Genomic DNA, 17,620 nt, shown 5'->3' on the forward strand with positions numbered 1-17,620 from the left:
AATGCTGACCGATACGGCGGCGCGGGATTTTCGGCTCGCAGCCGAGGAATACATCAATCACCCAGCGTGACCAACCGCGGAGTCGGGGCGCCACTTCCCCGACGCCTCGACGCGTGGCACGGGCGCGCTGGTCCCGATGCCCGACCTTCGCCCACGACCGGCCCTCGCCCCAACACCCCCTCCCGAGCGGGACGGCATCGTCCCGCGCCCGGAAGACCCCGCCGCCGGTCCCCCGCCGGCGGCGGGCCGCGCAGACCGCCACCGCCCCATCCGCCGGTCCACCGGGCCGACCCGCCCCGGTGCCCGGGCGGCGGGGCGAATCCACGAGGAGGAATCACTTGTCCGTCGACCCGCCCGCCCCCGACCCCGCCGGCATCAGGATCCTGCCGGACGATACGCGCTACCCCTCGGTCAGCCGGGGCTTCAACCCCCGCTGGCACGCGCGCCCCGAGTACGTCCGGCTGGTCGCGACCCCCCAGGAGGCGGCGGCCGCACTGCAGGAGGCCGTTCAGGAGTCCCCGCGGCACCCCGGCAAGGACAGGATCACCGTCCGCTCGGGCGGCCACTGCTACGAGAACTTCGTCTGCGCCCCCGACGTGCGCATGATCATCGACGTCTCGCTGATGAACGGGATCTACCCCGACGAGGAGATGGGCGCCGTCTGCATCGAGGCCGGGGCGACCAACGGCGACCTGCGCAAGCGCCTCTTCCTCACCACCGGCAAGGTGCTGCCCGGCGGCTCGTGCCCCTCCGTCGGCGCGGGCGGCCACGTGCCGGCCGGCGGCTTCGGCCTGCTCTCGCGCCAGTACGGGCTCACCGTAGACTACCTGTACGCGGTTGAGGTGGCGGTCGTGCGCGACGGCCGGGTCGAGCTGGTCCGCGCGTCCAGCGACACCGACGACATCGCCCTCAACGACCTGTGGTGGGCGCACACCGGGGGCGGCGGCGGCAACTTCGGCGTGCTCACCCGGATGTGGTTCAGGGGCCTGCCGACCGCGCCCGAGCACGTGATCCTGAGCGCGGGCGGCTGGAAGTGGAGCGGCATCGACAAGCCGTCCTTCACCCGGATCGTGCAGAACTTCGGCGACTTCTTCGAGCGGCACAGCGAGCCCGACGACCCCTTCGGCGCCCTGTTCGCGATCCTGCTGCTCAACCACGCCACCCAGGACAAGATCGGCCTCATCGCGCAGATCGATGCGAGCGTCCCCGACGCCGACCGGCTCATGACGGAGTTCCACGACGCGATGACCGACGGACCGCACGCCGAACTCGCGCTGGAGCCGCTGACGGAGGGCTACGGCGAGTACCCGGCCTTCAGCGGCCTGCACACGCCCACGCCGCTGCCGTGGGACACCGTGGAGAAGCTGCTCGGCCCGGTCGACAACAACCGCTGCGGCAAGCACAAGTCGGCCTACATGCAGCGGCCGCTGCCCGACCACCACATCGACGCGATGTGGGACGCCCTCACCGAGGACCTGGGGCCGGGCGTCAAGCGCGACGCCGTCGTGCAGATCGACTCCTACGGCTCCCAGGTCAACGTACCGGCCCCCGACGCGACGGCCGTCGACCAGCGCAGCTCCATCATCAAGCTCCAGCACCAGGTCTACTGGCCCGCGCCGGGCGCCGGCGAGGCCGAGCTGGCCTGGATCCGCCGGTTGTACAAGACGATGTACAGCGACACCGGCGGCGTTCCGGTCAGGCAGGGCCCGGAGCGGAAGGTGTCGGCGACGGACGGCTGCTACATCGGCTACCCCGACGTCGACCTGAACGACCCGGAGTGGAACGAGTCCGGCCAGGACTGCTACCGGCTGTACTACGGCGACAACTACCAGCGCCTCCAGCGCGCCAAGGCGTACTGGGACCCCGACAACGTCTTCCGCAGCGCCCAGTCGGTCCGCCTGCCGGGCGCGGAGCGGTAGGCGCGGCGGGTCCGGGCGGACGCCCGCCGCCCGGACCCGCCCGACGCCTCAGTCCGCCAGCGCGTCGATGATCGCCGCCGTCACCTCGGCCGTGGACGCCCTGCCACCGAGGTCGCGCGGCAGCACCCCGGCGGCCGTGGTGGCGGCGATGGCCCGGTTCAGCCGCCCGGCCTGCTCGGACAGGCCGAAGTGGTCCAGCATCATCGCCGCGCTGCCCACCGCTCCGATCGGGTTGGCCACGCCCTGCCCGGCGATGTCGGGGGCGGAGCCGTGCACCGGCTCGAACATGCTCGGCCAGGCCCGCTCCGGATTGAGGTTGGCGCTGGCGGCCAGGCCCAGGCTGCCGGCCAGCGCGCTGCCGAGGTCGGACAGGATGTCGGCGTTGAGGTTGGAGGCGACCACCACGGACAGCTCCTCGGGCCGCAGCACGAACTTCGCCGCCATCGCGTCCACCAGCACGCTCTCGGTCTCCACGTCGGGGTAGTCGGCGGCCACCCGGCGGAACACCTCGTCCCACAGCACCATGCCGTACTGCTGGGCGTTGCTCTTGGTGACGCTGGAGACCTTGCGGCGCTCCCGAGTGCGGGCCAGGTCGAAGGCGAAGCGGATGATCCGCTCGCAGCCCGTCTCGGTGAAGACCGAGCTCTGCACCGCGACCTCGCCGCCCGCGCCGCGCCCGGCGAAGTTGCGGCCGCCGAAGCCGGCGTACTCGCCCTCGCTGTTCTCCCGGACCACCACCCAGTCCAGCTCGGCGCGGTCGGCGGCGCGCAGCGGGCTGAGCACACCGGGCAGAAAGCGCACCGGGCGGACATTGGCCCACTGGTCGAAGCCCTGGCAGACGCGCAGCCGCAGCCCCCACAGGCTGATGTGGTCGGGCACGGTGGGCCAGCCGACGGCGCCGAAGTAGATCGCGTCGAACTCCTTGAGCCGGTCCAGGCCGTCGTCGGCCATCATGGCGCCGGTCTCGGCGTAGTACCGCGAGCCCCAGGGGAACTCCGTCCAGTCGAAGGAGAAGGCGCCGCCGGAGCCGGCGGCCAGCGCGTCGAGCACGGAGCGCCCGGCGGCGACCACCTCGGCGCCCACGCCGTCGGCGGGGATGGCGGCGATGCGGTAGCGGGCCGGGGTCGGGGACGGATCGGCGGTCACGGGCTGGCCCTCCCGGGGTCGGCGGTACGGACGGCGCCGGCGGAGCGGCGCCGCGGCTTCCGAGTCAAGCGGCCGCGGCGCCGCGCGTCCAAGACCGGTTGCCGATGGGCGCGATAGGCGCCGCCTATCCGCGCACCTCCGGCAGCCGCTCGGCGGCCAGCCGGCGCGCGGTGCCCAGGAAGGCGCGGGCGGCGGGGGTGAGGTGGCCGCGCCTGCTGACCAGCGCGACCCGCAGCCGGGCGCCGTGCTCGACCGGCGCGGCCACCGCGCCGCAGCGCCGTGCCAGCGCGGTCCAGGCGTCCGGCAGCACGGCCGCGCCGACGCCGGCCAGCACCAGCGGCAGGATCGAGGTGCGGTGGCCGACCTCAGCGGCGATCCGCAGGTCGGCGCCCTCGGCGATCATCCCGTCGACCACGCCGCGCATCGTGCTGCCGCGGCCGGCCACGATCAGCCGCAGCCCGGCCAGGCCGGCCGCCGCCACCGGCACGCCGTCGCGCACCGGCCCGCCGGGGGCGGCCACCACGACGAAGGGCTGCTCCTCGATGTCCAGCACGTCCAGCCCCGGCGCGGCCACCCGGCCGGCGGCGCCGAGCAGCCCCAGCTCGCAGGCGCCGTCGCGGACCAGCTCGACCGTCTCGCCGGGGGTGAAGGCCGCCGTGGCGCTGATCGTGACCTCCGGGCTGCGCCGGGCGAAGCGCCGCACCAGCGCGCCGAAGGGCTCGATGCCGGGCGAGGGCATGGCGGCCAGGTCCAGGGTGCCCTGCCGCAGCCCGGTCAGCGCGGCCGAGGCGTCGCGCACCGCGGCCAGGTCACGCAGCACCTGGCGGCTGGGCCCCAGCAGCCGCCGTCCGGCGCGGCTGAGGGTGACGCCGCGCCCGGTGCGGTGGAACAGCGGCACGCCCAGCTCGGCCTCCAGATTCGCGATCGCCTGCGACAGCGAGGGCTGCGCGATGTGCAGCGCGGCGGCCGCGCGGCTGAAGCCGCCGTGCTCGGCGATCGCCACGAAGTACTCCAGTTGCCTGGCGTCCACGTCACCTCCCCGGTCCGGCGGTGCGCCGGCCCCACTCCTACCGAATCGTGCCAATTGCGGGTATGCGGCCGTGACTTCCGCGAAAATGGGAGATCTTCACCCCTTCGATGGAAGAGATGGCCGCCGCCATGACCGACTCCACCGCTCCCGATACCGGGGACGCCATCGCCCGCGAGACCTTCGACGAGTCGTGGCTGGCCACCCCGATCGACACCAGCACCGCCTCGATCGCCCGCGTCTACGACTACGTGCTCGGCGGCAAGGACAACTTCGCCGTCGACCGCGTCCCCGGCGACGCCTTCCTGTCGATCGAGGGCGCCGCCTCGATGCCCTTCGACAACCGCTTCTTCATCAAGCGCGTGGTGCGCTTCCTGGTCGCCGAGGCGGGGATCGACCAGATCATCGACATTGGCTCCGGCCTGCCGACCAGCAGCAATGTGCACGAGTTCGCCCGGGAGGCGAACCCGGGCGCCAGGGTCGTCTACGTCGACAACGACCCCATCGTGCTGGCGCACGGCCGCGCGCTGCTGGACGACAGCGGCGCGACCACCGTCATCACCGCCGACCTCCTCGAACCCGAGGGCATCTTCACCAATCCCGACACCCTCCGGCTGATCGACTTCGAGCGCCCGGTCGGCGTGCTCATCGCCAGTGTGCTGCACCACCTGCACGACCACCAGAACCCGGTGGCGGTGGCCGCGGCGATCCGCGACCGGGTCCCGTCCGGCTCCTACCTGGCCATCGCCAACTTCCACGACAGCGGCGACCCCCGCGCGCGCGAGATCGAGAAGGCCCTGCTGGACAAGGGCCTGGGCACCGGCCGCTTCCGCACCTGGCCGGACCAGCGCCGCTACTTCCACGGACTCGAACTGGTCGATCCCGGGCTGGTGCCGGTCAACGAGTGGCGCCCCGACGACGAGACACCGGCCGACAGCCCCGTGCACCACCTCTACATCGGCGGCGTCGGCCGCAAGCCCTGAGCCTGGCGGCGCACTCAGCCGAAGGGGTGCGGGGGCGCGGCCGCGGGGTCGGCGGCCGGCAGCGGCTCGGCGGCCGGCGGCAGCCGCGCGCCGGGGGCGACCGCGCGCACGACCACCGTGCCGGTCGGGCCGACCCCGGGCGCGGTGGTGTCGACGCGGACGACGTCGCGGCCGGTGCGGTCGGCCAGGGCGCGGGCCAGCCCCCGGGCCGAGCCGGCGGCGGAGGCGCCGCCGGGGCCGGGCCAGGGCGCGCTGCCGGCGCCCCTGGCCAAGTGGTCGAGCGCGTGCCTGGCGCGGAAGGCGTGCAGGGCGTGTTCCAGGGGGCCGTGCAGGCGGGAGCCCCGCCCGGCCCTGAGTCGGTCGGCGACGGCGCGGGCCGCCGGGCTGTCCAGGCTCCACCGCACCAGCAGCGCCTCGTAGACCGCCGAGCGCGCCGCCTCGGCGGCGGTCGGGGCCGCGCCGGGGTCGCCGAGGGCGCGGGCGCCGAAGGTCTGCCAGCGGCCGTCGGGGTCGTGCAGGCAGCACAGCAGGCACGCGGTGCGCCGGGCTCCGGGCAGCAGCAGGAAGGTGGTGGCCAGGCCGGCCGCGGCCAGCCCGGCCCGCAGCGGCTCGGGCAGGGGGTCGGGGCCGGTGAGCAGGACGCGCGGGGCGCCGCCGTACCAGGCGCGGGCGAGGAGGTCGTGCTCCAGCAGTTCCAGCACGGCGTGCCGGGCCGCCGCGTTCTGGCCGGTGTGCGCGCCGAGTCCGCTGATGCCGGGAAGCGGCCACGGCGGCTCGCCGGGGGCGGGCGAGGTCCGCAGGTGCACCGCCCAGGCGGGCACCAGGACCGGGCCGAGGCCGGTCAGCGACTCCCCCGGCAGCCACAGCGTCTCGGCCGAGCGCGCTTCGGGGTGCCCGGCCAGCTCGGGCCAGTCGAGCGGGTCGAGCGCGGGGCGGCCGGCCGCGCGCAGCCGGTCGAAGCGGCCGAGGACCGAGCCGGGCGGTCCGCCGGCCGCGGCGCGGCGGCCGGCGACGGCGGCGTGCACCCGCTCCAGCAGCCCGGCCCTGGCGCGCAGGGTCACCGAGACGACGTTCTCGCCCGCCGCCGCGCCGACCAGCACCCGGCGGCCGCCCGCGGCGCCGTTGGGGGCCAGGCCGGGGGCGTGGGCGGTGGCCCGCCCGACGACCAGGCGGTCGAGCCGCGCGAACGGGCGGAAGACGTGCACCGGCCAGCGGCCGGCGGCCAGCCCGATGCGACCGGGCGGCGCCGCCTCGCGGGTGCGCAGCGCGCCGGTCATCCGGACCACTCCAGCAGCTTCGACGCCTCCTCGGCGAGCTCGCGGCCGCGCGGGCTGAGCGCGCCGGCGCTCACGCGCAGGGCGGCGGAGTCGCGGGCGCCGCGCTCGGCGAGCGCGGCCCGGCGCCGCGGCGCGCCGGCGCCCCCGGCCCCGGCGCGCAGGCTCCGGTCGTAGAGCTCGACCGTGCGGGCCGCCACCACGACCCGCTGCAGCAGCGCGGTCGGCGGTCTGGAGTCGGCGCGCAGCGGGCCGCGCACCGGCGGGCCGCCGGAGGCGCCGGGCTCCTCGGGCAGCAGGAAGGGCTCGATGACGGCGGCGGCGTCGCACCGGGTGCGGGTGGCCTCGCGCACCAGCGCCTCGGCGCAGCCCAGCGGACCGGGCAGGCCGTCCGGGTGGGCGCGCAGCCGCTCGGCGCCGATGAAGACGGCGCCGTGCGCGGCGAAGTCGGTGAGGCCGTCGAGGCCCGGCCCGTCCAGGAGGGCGACCTCGCGGACCACGGCCGCGAGCTCGCCGAGCATGGCGGGCCACACGTCGCCGAGCAGCCGGGCGGCGTCGCGCAGCGCGGCCCGGCGCGCGCCGTCCCACTCGGCCACCGCGACCGGCTCGGAGCGGCCGTCGAGGCCGGGCAGCAGGGAGGCGCGGCCGGTGGCGCGGCGCAGGCTGAGGCTGAGGTGGCGGCGGGGGCCGGGCAGCCCGACCGTCCACCGCTCGTGCACGCGCTCGACGCCGCGGTCGGTGCGGACCCGTTCGGCCACGGCGGCCAGTTCGGCGGAGAGGCGGACCCGGACGGCGAGGTCGGCGGCGCCGCGCCCGGTCGCGCGCTGCGCGGCGTGCGCGAGGGTGTGGAAGGCCGGGTTCCGCAGCGCGGCCGGCGGCGGCACCACGGCGTGGCCGCCGAGGAACGCGGTGAGGCGGCCGTGCACCAGTTCGGTGAGGTGCCGCTCGTCGCGGTCCGCGGCGTCCGCGTCGGGTTCGACGCGCATGTGCTCCCCCTTCGGCGGAGTGGGTGCGATCGGGTGCGGCGCGGCGGGGTGGGATAAGGCGGGGAGGCGGAAAGCCCCCCGCCCCACCCGTCCGCCCCGAAAGGAGCGCCCCTGAGCGGGCGCCGGCCGTCGGGGCGGCCCCGGCACGTGCGTGGTGGTGCGCCGTATCGGCGGCGACGCCGACACTTCACGGCGAGGCCGATGCCGTGGATGCCGGAGTCGGCCACCACCCCTCCTGGAATGGCGCTCACGCACCGCTCGGCCGCTTTTCCGGGCGCCGCGTCGATGGTGGCACGCGGAGAACACACCTGTCTAGAGTTGACCGGCGCCGATCAATTGATCGATTCGGCGCCGCATCGGAAAGGGTGGCATTTCACGCGGTCAAGGGCGCGGGCGCGCGGCCGGGACGAGTATGGTGACATTTTCGTCACTCCATTCGCGCACTCTGTTCGCAAACTCTGTTCGCATGCTGTTCGGCGCGGAGTGACGATGGGGACGCGGAGCGGAACGGCGGCGGCAATCGAGGCCATATGCAATTCGCATCTGCGTATCGAATTCAGCCGTCGCGCAATTACCCGGCCGGCATGCCGTCCGGTCCGCGGACCGTCCGGGCGCCGGCCCGCCCCCGGGGTCCGGCCGGGACCGGCGCGGCGGCAGACTGGGGGCATGTGCGGACGCTATGTGAGTTCGACGAACGACCAGGCGCTGTTCGACCTCTTCGAGGTCCGCGAGCGGATCGGCGAGCCCGCCCCGCCGTCGTGGAACGTCGCCCCCACCGACCCCGTCCGGGTGATCCTCGACGATCCCCGCGCCGAGGGGCCCGCCGTGCGGGTGCTGCGCGAGGTGCGCTGGGGCCTGGTCCCCTCCTGGGCCAAGGACGTCAAGGTCGGCGCCCGGATGATCAACGCGCGGGTCGAGAGCGTCACCGAGAAGCCGTCCTTCCGCTCGGCGGCGGCCAGGCGGCGCTGCGTGGTCCCAGCCGACGGCTACTACGAGTGGCAGCGCGACGGCGGCGGCAAGGTGCCCTACTACCTGCACGCCCCGGACGAGTCGCCGCTGGCCTTCGCCGGGCTCTACGAGCGCTGGCGCGACCCCGCGATCCCCGACGACGACCCCGCCCGCTGGGTCTGGACCTGCACGATCATCACCACCCGTGCCGCCGACACCGTCGGCCACATCCACGACCGGACCCCGCTGATCCTGCCCCGCTCGATGGTCGACGACTGGCTCGACCCGGGCACCACCGCCAAGGCCGAGGTCCAGCGGCTGCTGGACGCGGTCCCCGAGCCGCACCTGGTGCCGCGCCGGGTGGGCGCCGCGGTGGGCTCGGTGCGCAATGACGGGCCCCAGCTGGTGGCGCCGGCCGGCTGACCGGGACGGGCCGCGCCCGTCCCGGCCGCCCGGGCTACCTGCGGTGCGAGCCGGCGGCCAGCCGGGTGGCGACCCCGATGCGGTTCCAGGCGTTGATCTGCGCGATCGCCACCACCAGCGCGGCCAGCACCGGCTCGTCGTAGTGGCGCGCCGCCTCGTCCCACACCGCGTCGGGGACCGCGTCGCCCCGGTCGGCCAGCCGGGTCGCCGCCTCGGTCAGCGCCAGCGCGGCGCGCTCGGCGTCGGTGTAGTACGGCGCCTCGCGCCAGGCCGCCAGCGCGAACAGCCGCTCGTCGGTCTCGCCCGCCTTCTTGGCATCGTGGCTGTGCATGTCCACGCAGAAGCCACAGCCGTTGATCTGGCTGGCACGCAGCTTCACCAGTTCCAGCGTGGGGCCGGGCAGCCCGCTGGAGTGCAGGTAGCGCTCCACGCCGAGCATGGCCTGGTAGGCGTCGGGTGCGATCTCCGCCAGTTTGATCCGCGGCTTCATCCGTCCTCCTCGGTCGTCCTTCCGGCATCCTCGCCCAGGTGGACCGCGCGGCTCGCCGTCTTGTGACGGATCCGCGCCGCCTCCCCGGAAAAAAACCGGAACGCGGGCGGCGGCCGGTGCGCCAGACTCTCCGCCACCCCACGTGCATGCGAAAGGACCCGCCGATGACGGCAGAGCTGGACGAGGCGCGCGCGCTTCTCGACGCCCAGGACACCCAGGGGCTGCTGCGCCACCTGCGTCAGCACGCCGGCGGCTTCGCGGCCGCGGACCTGGCCGCCCTGGTGGGCGGGGCGGCGCGGCTGGCCGGCTTCGACGACCTGGCCGCCGCGGCCGACCGGCTCGCCCGGGAGCCGGCCGAACCCCAGGCCCGCTACGACTTCGGCTACGCCTGCGTCGAGCGCGGCGCCTCGTTCCTGGCCGTCGGCGTCCTCACCGAGCTGCTGCGCGAGTACCCCGACGCGTCGGGCGTGCTCACCGAGCTGGTCTCGGCGCTGGAGGACGAGGAGCGGCACGCCGAGGCGGTCGCCGTGCTCGCCGAGCGCGAGGCCCGGCTGCGCGACTGGCCCGACCGCTACCTGCTGGCCTACAACGCGCTGATGGCGGGCGACCTGCCCCGCGCCGAGGCGGTGGCCGCGCGGCTGCCGGCGCCCGAGGACGAGTCGTGGCATCCGGCGCACGCCCGGATCGGGCGGATGCTCGACCGCGCCGCCGCGGCGCGCAGGGTGTCGGCCCTGGACGGCCGCGACCTGCGCGGCTGGCAGTTCGCGCTGGCCGGCACCGTGCTGGGCATCGTGTCGCCGCACGGCTACGACGACGGCATGAACGGCCGGCACGCCTACCTCCAGGACGACTACCAGGAGTGCCGGCGCGGCCTGGAGCGGCTGCGCCTGGTGCTGGACGCGGCCGGGCGCCGCCCGCGAGCGGTCGGCCTGCTGCCCGACCGCTCCAGCCAGGCCCTCGGCCTGGCCGCCGCCCGGCTGCTCGGCCTGCCCGCCGAGCGCTTCGATCCGCGGGCGCCCGAGGCCCTGGTGGTCGCCTACGACCTCAACGAGCTGGGCGAGTCCGCGGCGGAGCTGGTCCCGGCGCTGTACGAGCGCGCGCCCGGCCAGATCCTGGTGGAGCACGCCTCCTGCTGGACCTCGCCGCCGCCGGTGTCCGCCGACTACGCCGTCCTGCTGCACCAGGTGAACGTGCCGCCGTGGGGCCCGCGGCTGCGGCTGGGTGAGGACGGCGGGGCCGTGCGCGACCCGGCCGACGAGCGGCCCGCCGGCGAGCTGGCCGAGGAGGTGCTGCGGGCGGCGCTGGAGCCCGCCGGGCCCGGCGGCACCGCCCCCGGCGACTCCGACCGGGAGCTGGCCGCCTTCACCGCCGCGGTGGCGGGGCGCTGGCTGACCGGTCCGCGCGAGCGGGTCCGCTCGGCCGGGCCGGTGCGCAGCTCCCGCTTCGCCTGAGAGCGGCGCGCGTGCCGGCCCTCTTGGCCCGGCACGCGCCGGGGGCGGCGGCGCACCGTGCGCCGCCGCCCCCGTCCGTGCGGTGCGGGCTCAGCCCACCGGCCGCGACAGCGCCAGGCTCGCGCCGTCGGCGGTGTAGGCCACCAGCACCTCCAGCTCACCGGAGCCGCCGGTGACCGGCACCTCCAGGGTGCTCGCGCCGCGCGGCAGCTCGGCGTCGAGCCGCCCGACGACCTCGGTGCCGTCCCAGACGAACACGTCGGCCCGCCCGGCGACGCCGGCCCGCAGGCCGACCCGCACCGTGTCGCCCTCCGCCTGCGCCGAGCGCAGCCGCAGCGCGCTGCCGGGCAGCCCCGGGCCGCCGCCGAGCGGCACCCCGTCGGCGGCCGACTGGGCGATGCTCTGCGGGGAGTCGGTGCTGCTCGCCGCCTCGTCGGGCAGGGTCGGCTCGACCGGCGCGGGCTCGGCCGCCGCCAGGCCGGGCAGGGTGGCCAGGCCCCAGCGGAAGGGGTCGGCCTGCACGCCGCTGTAGGTGGCCCAGCCGATCCGGGTCTGGCCGGTGCGGTCGTCGGTGTCGGAGTCGTAGACCAGCACGTTCAGGCCCATCCGCTCCGGGTCGACCGTGTCAGGCAGCGCGTCGAAGGGAATCATCGCCTCGATCGCGTAGCCGTCGTAGTCCTCGCGGTCGATCACCGAGGCGACCTCCATGCCGGGGGCGGTCTCCTCGCCGGGACCCTGGTTGTTGTCGGCGTCGCGCTGGAAGCAGGGCGGGTCGCCGGCCGCGGGGTCGTCGGTGATCGGGAAGATACCGGTCTTGAAGGTGGTGGCGGTGTTGGCGGAGCTGCCGCGCGGGTCGATGGTGATCTCCACCGAGTCGGTCCGCCAGTGCCGGCGGCAGTCCTCGGGCGCCAGCACGGTGCCGAGCGTGTCGTCGGCGACCTCGACGTGCAGGTACAGGGCGTCGTCGGTGAAGCTGACCCTGGTGGCGGCGGAGGCGTCCTCGGGCGCCGCCTCCTCGCCCTCCCACCGGGTGGAGCTGTCCAGGACCTCGCCGGGGTACTCGCCCTCGGCCGCCGTGCCGTCGACCTCGGGCGCGGCCTCCAGGCGCGGCACCTCGGTGGTGGGCACCAGTTCCAGCACGCCCGCCCTGGTGTCGGTGCCCGACGGGGAGGTGGTGACGACCTCCAGCGGGTAGCCGCCGTCCGGGGCGCGGTTGGAGGTGGGCAGCGAGGTGTCGTCGTTGGTGACGGCGAAGGTGACCGTGGCCGTCTCGCCGGGGGCCAGGCCGGTGTAGGTCCGCTCGGCGGGCTCGGCGCTGAAGCCGTCGGCCAGGTCGAGCCGCACGGTCCCGCCGGCCGGCTCGGTGCCGTCGTTGACGACCTCGACCGCCACCTCCTGGGTCCGGCCGGTGCCGACGGAGGCGAGCGGGGTGATCAGGTCGCGCAGCTTGGGTAGGCCCTGCTCGGCGGTCCAGTCCTCGAAGACGGCGACCTCGGGCCGGGGCGCGAGCCCGCCGCGCACCGCGTTGGCCACCTGGACGGAGGTCTCGTTGCGCCCCGAGGCGCCGCGGGCGGTCAGTTCGGCGGCGAGCACCGCGCGCTCGCCCGCGGCGGCGCCGGCGGGCGGGGTGACGGTCAGCTCGACGGTGGCCGAGCCGCCGGGGCGGATGGTGCCCAGGGTGTCGCCGGACTGCTCCACCTGCCAGCCCTCGGGCGCGGTGACGGCCAGTTCGGGATGGACCAGCGGCCGCCGGTCCGGCGCCTGGACGTGCACGGTGGCGTCGAAGGGCTCGCCGGCGAGTACGTCGTAGCGGCCGGCCTCGATCTCCAGCCGGGTGCCCAGCGGCAGCCCGCCCTCGGCGGGCAGCGCGGCGCCCTGGATCGCGGCGGTGGGGCCGCTCGCCGGGTCGGGGTAGGGGGTGCGGCTGTCGATCAGGGTGAACCAGTCGCAGGCGATCTGGTCGGGGTCGGTGGGGGCGGGCGGGAAGGCGGCCCAGCCCTGGCTCACGTACTCCCACTGGGCGCGCCGCTCCAGCGCCGCCCAGGTCTCGCCGGCCGCCTCCGACATCCGCCCGGCCCAGGCGCCGAAGACGCGGTCGGTGGGGTCGGTGGGCCGGTACGGGGTGGTGGCGCACTGGGCGCCGGGCTCGCCCTGGCCGCTGGCGCCGCTGCGCAGCACCCGCCCGGCGGCCCAGGGCTCCATGCCCTCGTCGGTGATCTGCGCGGCGAAGGCGGCGGGGTCGGCGGCGGCGTAGTAGCCCTCGACCGCGAGGCGGGCCGCCTCTTGGTGGTTGCCGTGGTTGCCCGGGGTGGGCGAGGGGTTCATCGTGATGATGACCTCGGGCCGGGTGGCGCGGATGACGCGGACCACCCGCTCCAGCGCGTCCTCGCCGTCCCATGCCTGCGCGGTCAGCGGCGAGCTGGCGGTGTAGAAGAAGTCGACCTTGTCGAGGTTGTAGACGTGCTCGATGCCGGCGTGGCCGACCGCGCGGCGCTCCTCGGCCTCGCGCAGGATGCCGAGTTCGGGCCCCTCCTCCAGGCCGACGGCGTTCCCGCCGCCCTCACCGCGGGTCACCGTGATGACGCCGGCGGAGATCCCGTCGAACTCGTTCCACTGGCCGAGCGCGGCCAGCGTGCCGGCCTCGTCGTCGGGGTGGGCGCCGATGAACAGCACGTCCAGGTCGACGGCGGCCTCTCCTCCGGGCGGCGCCGAGCCGCCGCCGGGATCGGCGAGGGCGGGCGGGACGAGCGCCGCGCCGAGCGTGAGGATGGTTGCCGCCACCACGGCGGCCCGACTACGTGAGCGCATGCCACGCCCCTCCTGACCCTATGACCCGATGATCATGGCCCTGACTTTGTCATGACATATACGGGAATCGCTGTGCCCTGGGTCACAATAGGACATACCGGCAGCGCTGTTATCCGCCGCGCAGCGCCGAACTCTCCTCGCGCACCATCGCCAGCCGGATGTCCCTGGCCCGGCTCATGTGGGCGCGGGCCCGCTCCCGGGCGGCCGCGACCTCGCCGTCGGCGATGGCGGCCAGGATGCCGGCGTGCTCCTCCAGCGCCTCGGTCCAGCGCCCGGGGCTGGACAGGGTGGAGTGCTGGGTGCGCACGGTGTGCACGGTCAGCCGGTCCAGCAGGTCCAGCAGCACGGCGTTGTGCGCGGCGCGCCAGACCGCCTCGTGGAACTCGATGTTGGTGGCGGCGCGCACGGCGTCGTCGGGCTCCGACAGGGCGCGGTCGCGGGCGAGCAGGCCGTCGAGGCGGGCCAGGTCGATGCGGCTGCGCGCGGTGGCGGCCTGCCCGGCCGCCTCGGCCTCCAGCAGGATGCGCGCGTCGTAGACCTGGAGCACCTCCTCCGGGGTGGGCACCCGCACGTGCAGGCCGCGCTCGCCCGCCGCCAGCAGCCGGTCGTGCTGGAGGCGGCGCAGCGCCTCGCGGACGGGGGTGCGCGAGACGCCGAAGCGCTCGGCGAGGGCGACCTCGCGCAGCGGGGTGCCGGGCGGGAGCGCGCCTTCGGAGATCTCGGCACGCAGCCGCTGGTAGATGCCTGCCGCGCCGACTCGCTGCGGCCGGTCGGGTCGTGGCGTCATCGCGCGTCCCACTCGGTTGTCGTCCCGGCTCCGCCCGGCGGTGCGCCGGATCGGCCGGCCGTCAGGCGAGGGATCCGGCCCGGCGGCCGAACACCGTGCCCGACGTCAGGCCGGTGCCCCCAGGGTAGTTGCCGGAGAACAGGCCGCCGAGCATCTCCCCGCAGACGAACAGCCCCGGGATCGCGGCCCCGCCGGCGTCCAGCACCCGGCCGCGGTCGTCGGCGCGCAGGCCGCCGAAGGTGAAGGTGATGCCGCAGGTGACCGGGAAGGCGTAGTACGGCGGCCGCTCCAGCGGCATCGCCCAGTTGCTCTTGGGCGGGTCCACGGCCGCGGCGCGGCCGTCCTTGACCGCGGGGTCGAAGGGCACCTCGCGGCGGACGGCGGCGTTGAAGCCGCTGACGGTGGCCGCCAGCGCCGCCGGGTCCACCCCCATCGCCTCGGCCAGCTCCGGCACGCTGCCGGCCGTCAGCACGGTCGCGCCCGGGCTGTCGTACTCCTCGGTGCGCAGCAGCGGGCGGGTGGCCGCGTCGAAGAGCTGGAAGGCGCGACCGCCGGGCTGGCGCAGGATGGCGGCGCCGTACTTGGCGTAGGTGTAGTTCCGGTAGTCCGCCCCCTCGTCGACGAAGCGGCGGCCCTCGGTGTTGACCACGATGCCCAGCGGGTAGCTCTGCCGGGTCAGCCGGTTGGTCAGCTCGCGGTTCCCGCCCTCGTCGCCCGCCTCGGCGTCCCAGGCGACGCTGTGGCACGAGGACCAGTCGCCCCCCTTGGCCGCGCCGATCTCCAGCGCGGCCGTCAGCATGTCGCCGGTGTTCAGCGGGGTGCCGCGCACCTTGGCGCGCTCCCAGCCGGGGCCGAGGTGGGTGCGGCGCAGCTCGGCGTCGGCCTCGAAGCCGCCCGCGGCCAGCACCACCGACTCGGCCCGCACGGTGCCCTCGGCGCCGGAGCGGTCCCGCCAGCGCACCCCGGTGACGCGTCCGCCGGCCGTGACGAGCCCGGTGGCGGCGGTGCCGTAGCGCACCTCGATCCCGGCGGCGGCCGCGGCGGCGGTGTGCTGCTCGATCAGGCCCTGCCCGCCGCCGACGCTGCCCACGGCCAGATTGCCCCAGAAGACGTGCCTGCCGGTCTCGTCGGGGTAGGACTGCCGCTCGTACATCAGCCGGAAGCGCAGGCCCAGGCCGCGCAGCCAGCGCAGCGCGTCCTGGCCGTCGGCGACCAGGGCGGCGGTCAGCGCCGGGTCGCAGCGGCCCTCGGTGACGCGCTCCATGTCGGCGGTGAAGGACCCGGCCGGGTAGGGCGGCAGCTCCGCGCTCGCGTCGCGCTCGTCGGCCTCGATCAGCCCGGCCAGGTCGGCCAGGCCGCCGTGCGCGATCCGGAAGGCGCCGGCCGTGTAGAAGCTGTTGCCGCCGGCCTCCTCGGGGGCGCCCTTCTCGATCAGCAGCACCCGGCGGCCGCGGCCCGCGGCGGCCTGCGCGGCGCTGAACCCGGCGTTGCCGCCGCCGACCACGACCACGTCGGCGCGGTCCGGCACCGGGGCGGCCGCCGGGCCGGTGAGGGGGGAGGCGTCGGGCATGGTGCTCCTTCCGTCCACACTTGAACTCGACTGCATGCAACTGTATACATTGACCACCGCGGATGTAGCGGTACGGTCACCTGAGGTTGAAGGACATACGTCACACGGCGAGCCAGTAGTGAGTGAGGCGGTCACGATGGACTCCACCGGCCGGGACATGGACGAACCCGGCGCCGCGGCGCGGCCCGGCCCCGGGCGGCTGGTCCGCTCGCTGGCCCCCTTCGTCACGGCGGCGCTGGCCACCGTCGGCCTCTTCGCGGTACAGACCGACGGCGAGCGCGCCCAGGCGCAGGAGCTGCTGGACGGCCGCCAGCTGCGGCTGATGGCCCCGGCCGAGCCCGGCGGCGGCTGGGACCAGACCGCCCGCGAACTCCAGGCGGCGCTGCGCGACCGGGTGGGCCGGGCCGAGGTGTACAACGTCGGCGGCGCGGGCGGCACGATCGGGCTGAGCCAGTACGTGCGGCTGCCGCCGGAGCCCACCGAGCTGATGGTCACCGGCCTGATCATGGTCGGCGCGATCGAGAGCAACGACTCGCCGGTCACCCTGGAGCAGACCACCCCGCTGGTACGGCTGACCACCGACTACGAGGTCATCGTGGTGCCGGCCGACTCCCCCGTCCAGACCACCGCCGACCTGGTCGAGCTGATGCGCGAGGACATCGGCGCGGTCTCCATCGCGGGCGGCTCGGCCGGCGGCGTGGAGCAGATCACCGCCGGGCTGATCGCCGCCGACATCGGCGCCGACCCCGCCGAGGTGAACTACATCGCGCACTCCGGCGGCGGTGAGGCGCTGACCACCCTGCTGTCGGGCCGCGCCACGGCCGGGGTCTCCGGCGTCTCGGAGATCCAGGCCCAGATCGACGCCGGCCAGGTGCGCGCGCTCGCCGTCTCCAGCGCCGAGCGGCTGCCCGGCCTGCCCGAGGTGCCGACCCTGCTGGAGGAGGGCGTCGACGTCGAACTCGCGAACTGGCGCGGCGTGGTGGCGCCCGCCGGGATCAGCGACGAGGACGAGCAGGCCCTGGAGGACCTGCTGATGGAGATGGCGGACAGCCCCCAGTGGCAGGAGACCCTCCAGCGCCGCGGCTGGGGCGACGCCGCCCTCGCCGGCCCTGAGTTCGAGGCCTTCCTCGCCGAGGAGACGGCGCGGGTCGGCCAGGTCCTCGACGACATCGGCCTCGGGTGAGCCCGTGCGCCCCTCCCACCCGCCCGCATCCGCTCCCCCGGCCAGAAACGCGGTGATGACCCCGTGAGCTCCCCCGACCCCGATCCCGCGACCGGGCCCCGCCCCGGAGAGGAACCCGGCGGCGCCCCGGCCGCCGTCGCGGCCGACCCGCCCGAGGACCGCCGGACGGTGCTGGGCGGCGGCGCGCTCGGCCTGCTGCTGCTCGTCGGCGCGGTCCTGGTGCTCGCCGAGGCGGCGGCGCTGCACGCCGCGACCGACGCCACGCCGCTGGGCCCCGCCGTCTTCCCCGCGCTCGTCGGCGCCCTGATGGCCGTCGTCGGCGTCGCGCTGGTGGTGCGCGCCGCGCGTCGGCTCGGCGCCGCGCCGTCCAGCGAGCCGATCCCGCTGTCGCGGGTGCTGCGGCTGGCCGGGCTGCTGGTGCTGCTGGTCGGCTTCGCGGTCGCGCTGCCGCTGGCCGGCTACGTCGTCTCCTCCACCGCCCTGTTCACCGGGGCGGCCCTGCTGCTTGGCGCGCCGCGCCCCTGGCACACCCTCGCCTACGGCTGGACCCTGGTCGCCGTCGTGTACCTGGTGTTCGACCGGCTCATCGGCCTGACCCTGCCCGCCGGACCCTGGGGGTTCTGAC

At 75.9% G+C, this 17,620-nt stretch carries 14 protein-coding genes; 6 read left to right on the plus strand and 8 right to left on the minus strand.

The window, feature by feature from the left end:
- Positions 1-338 precede the first annotated feature (338 nt).
- Complete coding sequence (locus tag CLV72_RS21045; protein WP_245930339.1) at positions 339-1,919, plus strand: FAD-binding oxidoreductase; 1,581 nt, start codon at positions 339-341, stop codon at positions 1,917-1,919.
- A gap of 48 nt (positions 1,920-1,967) precedes the next feature.
- Here CLV72_RS21045 and CLV72_RS21050 read toward each other — a convergent pair whose 3' ends face one another.
- Both CLV72_RS21050 and CLV72_RS21055 read right to left on the minus strand, forming a co-directional pair.
- Positions 1,968-3,065: a tartrate dehydrogenase gene (locus CLV72_RS21050; RefSeq protein ID WP_106249148.1), complete on the minus strand. Its 1,098-nt coding sequence runs from the start codon at positions 3,063-3,065 to the stop codon at positions 1,968-1,970.
- A gap of 124 nt (positions 3,066-3,189) precedes the next feature.
- On the minus strand, positions 3,190-4,095 hold the full coding sequence (locus tag CLV72_RS21055) for a LysR family transcriptional regulator (protein WP_106249151.1): 906 nt from the start codon (positions 4,093-4,095) through the stop codon (positions 3,190-3,192).
- A 107-nt stretch (positions 4,096-4,202) separates the two neighbouring features.
- Between CLV72_RS21055 and CLV72_RS21060 the strand changes: the two genes are divergently transcribed.
- Positions 4,203-5,075 carry an SAM-dependent methyltransferase gene (locus CLV72_RS21060; protein ID WP_245930340.1) on the plus strand — a complete coding sequence of 291 codons (873 nt, stop codon included), beginning with the start codon at positions 4,203-4,205 and terminating at the stop codon, positions 5,073-5,075.
- A gap of 14 nt (positions 5,076-5,089) precedes the next feature.
- Here CLV72_RS21060 and CLV72_RS21065 read toward each other — a convergent pair whose 3' ends face one another.
- Positions 5,090-6,352, minus strand: a complete 1,263-nt coding sequence (locus CLV72_RS21065) for a YcaO-like family protein (protein WP_146159509.1) — start codon at positions 6,350-6,352, stop codon at positions 5,090-5,092.
- Entirely contained in the window at positions 6,349-7,335 is a 987-nt protein-coding gene (locus CLV72_RS21070) for a hypothetical protein (RefSeq protein WP_106249156.1), read from the minus strand. Before CLV72_RS21070 ends, CLV72_RS21065 begins: the two co-directional genes overlap by 4 nt.
- 666 nt (positions 7,336-8,001) lie before the next feature.
- On the opposite strand from CLV72_RS21070, the gene CLV72_RS21075 reads away from it, so the two are divergent.
- Positions 8,002-8,706, plus strand: coding sequence for an SOS response-associated peptidase (locus tag CLV72_RS21075; RefSeq protein WP_106249158.1), 705 nt, complete (start codon positions 8,002-8,004; stop codon positions 8,704-8,706).
- 34 nt (positions 8,707-8,740) lie between these two features.
- Here CLV72_RS21075 and CLV72_RS21080 read toward each other — a convergent pair whose 3' ends face one another.
- Positions 8,741-9,196, minus strand: a complete 456-nt coding sequence (locus CLV72_RS21080) for a carboxymuconolactone decarboxylase family protein (protein WP_106249161.1) — start codon at positions 9,194-9,196, stop codon at positions 8,741-8,743.
- A gap of 164 nt (positions 9,197-9,360) precedes the next feature.
- Here CLV72_RS21080 and CLV72_RS21085 point away from each other — a divergent pair, with 164 nt between their 5' ends.
- Complete coding sequence (locus CLV72_RS21085; protein ID WP_211303001.1) at positions 9,361-10,647, plus strand: hypothetical protein; 1,287 nt, start codon at positions 9,361-9,363, stop codon at positions 10,645-10,647.
- 90 nt (positions 10,648-10,737) lie between these two features.
- Here the strand turns inward: CLV72_RS21085 and CLV72_RS21090 are convergent, their stop codons facing one another.
- From CLV72_RS21090 to tcuA, 3 genes are all read right to left on the minus strand, one after another.
- Positions 10,738-13,455 (minus strand): sugar-binding protein, encoded by a 2,718-nt coding sequence (locus CLV72_RS21090; protein ID WP_106249167.1) that lies wholly within the window; start codon positions 13,453-13,455, stop codon positions 10,738-10,740.
- 109 nt (positions 13,456-13,564) lie between these two features.
- A complete protein-coding gene (locus tag CLV72_RS21095) occupies positions 13,565-14,242 on the minus strand; it encodes a GntR family transcriptional regulator (protein ID WP_106249170.1) in 678 nt (225 codons plus the stop codon).
- Between the two features lie 61 nt (positions 14,243-14,303).
- Positions 14,304-15,812 carry an FAD-dependent tricarballylate dehydrogenase TcuA gene (gene tcuA, locus CLV72_RS21100; RefSeq protein ID WP_211303002.1) on the minus strand — a complete coding sequence of 503 codons (1,509 nt, stop codon included), beginning with the start codon at positions 15,810-15,812 and terminating at the stop codon, positions 14,304-14,306.
- Between the two features lie 136 nt (positions 15,813-15,948).
- On the opposite strand from tcuA, the gene CLV72_RS21105 reads away from it, so the two are divergent.
- Together CLV72_RS21105 and CLV72_RS21110 are read left to right on the plus strand one after the other, a co-directional pair.
- Positions 15,949-16,995, plus strand: coding sequence for a tripartite tricarboxylate transporter substrate binding protein (locus CLV72_RS21105; protein ID WP_211303003.1), 1,047 nt, complete (start codon positions 15,949-15,951; stop codon positions 16,993-16,995).
- 63 nt (positions 16,996-17,058) lie between these two features.
- Positions 17,059-17,619, plus strand: a complete 561-nt coding sequence (locus tag CLV72_RS21110; RefSeq protein ID WP_170141059.1) for a tripartite tricarboxylate transporter TctB family protein — start codon at positions 17,059-17,061, stop codon at positions 17,617-17,619.
- The last annotated feature ends 1 nt before the right edge of the window (position 17,620 follow it).

The sequence above is a fragment of the Allonocardiopsis opalescens genome (assembly GCF_003002095.1).
GTDB lineage: Bacteria > Actinomycetota > Actinomycetes > Streptosporangiales > Streptosporangiaceae > Allonocardiopsis > Allonocardiopsis opalescens.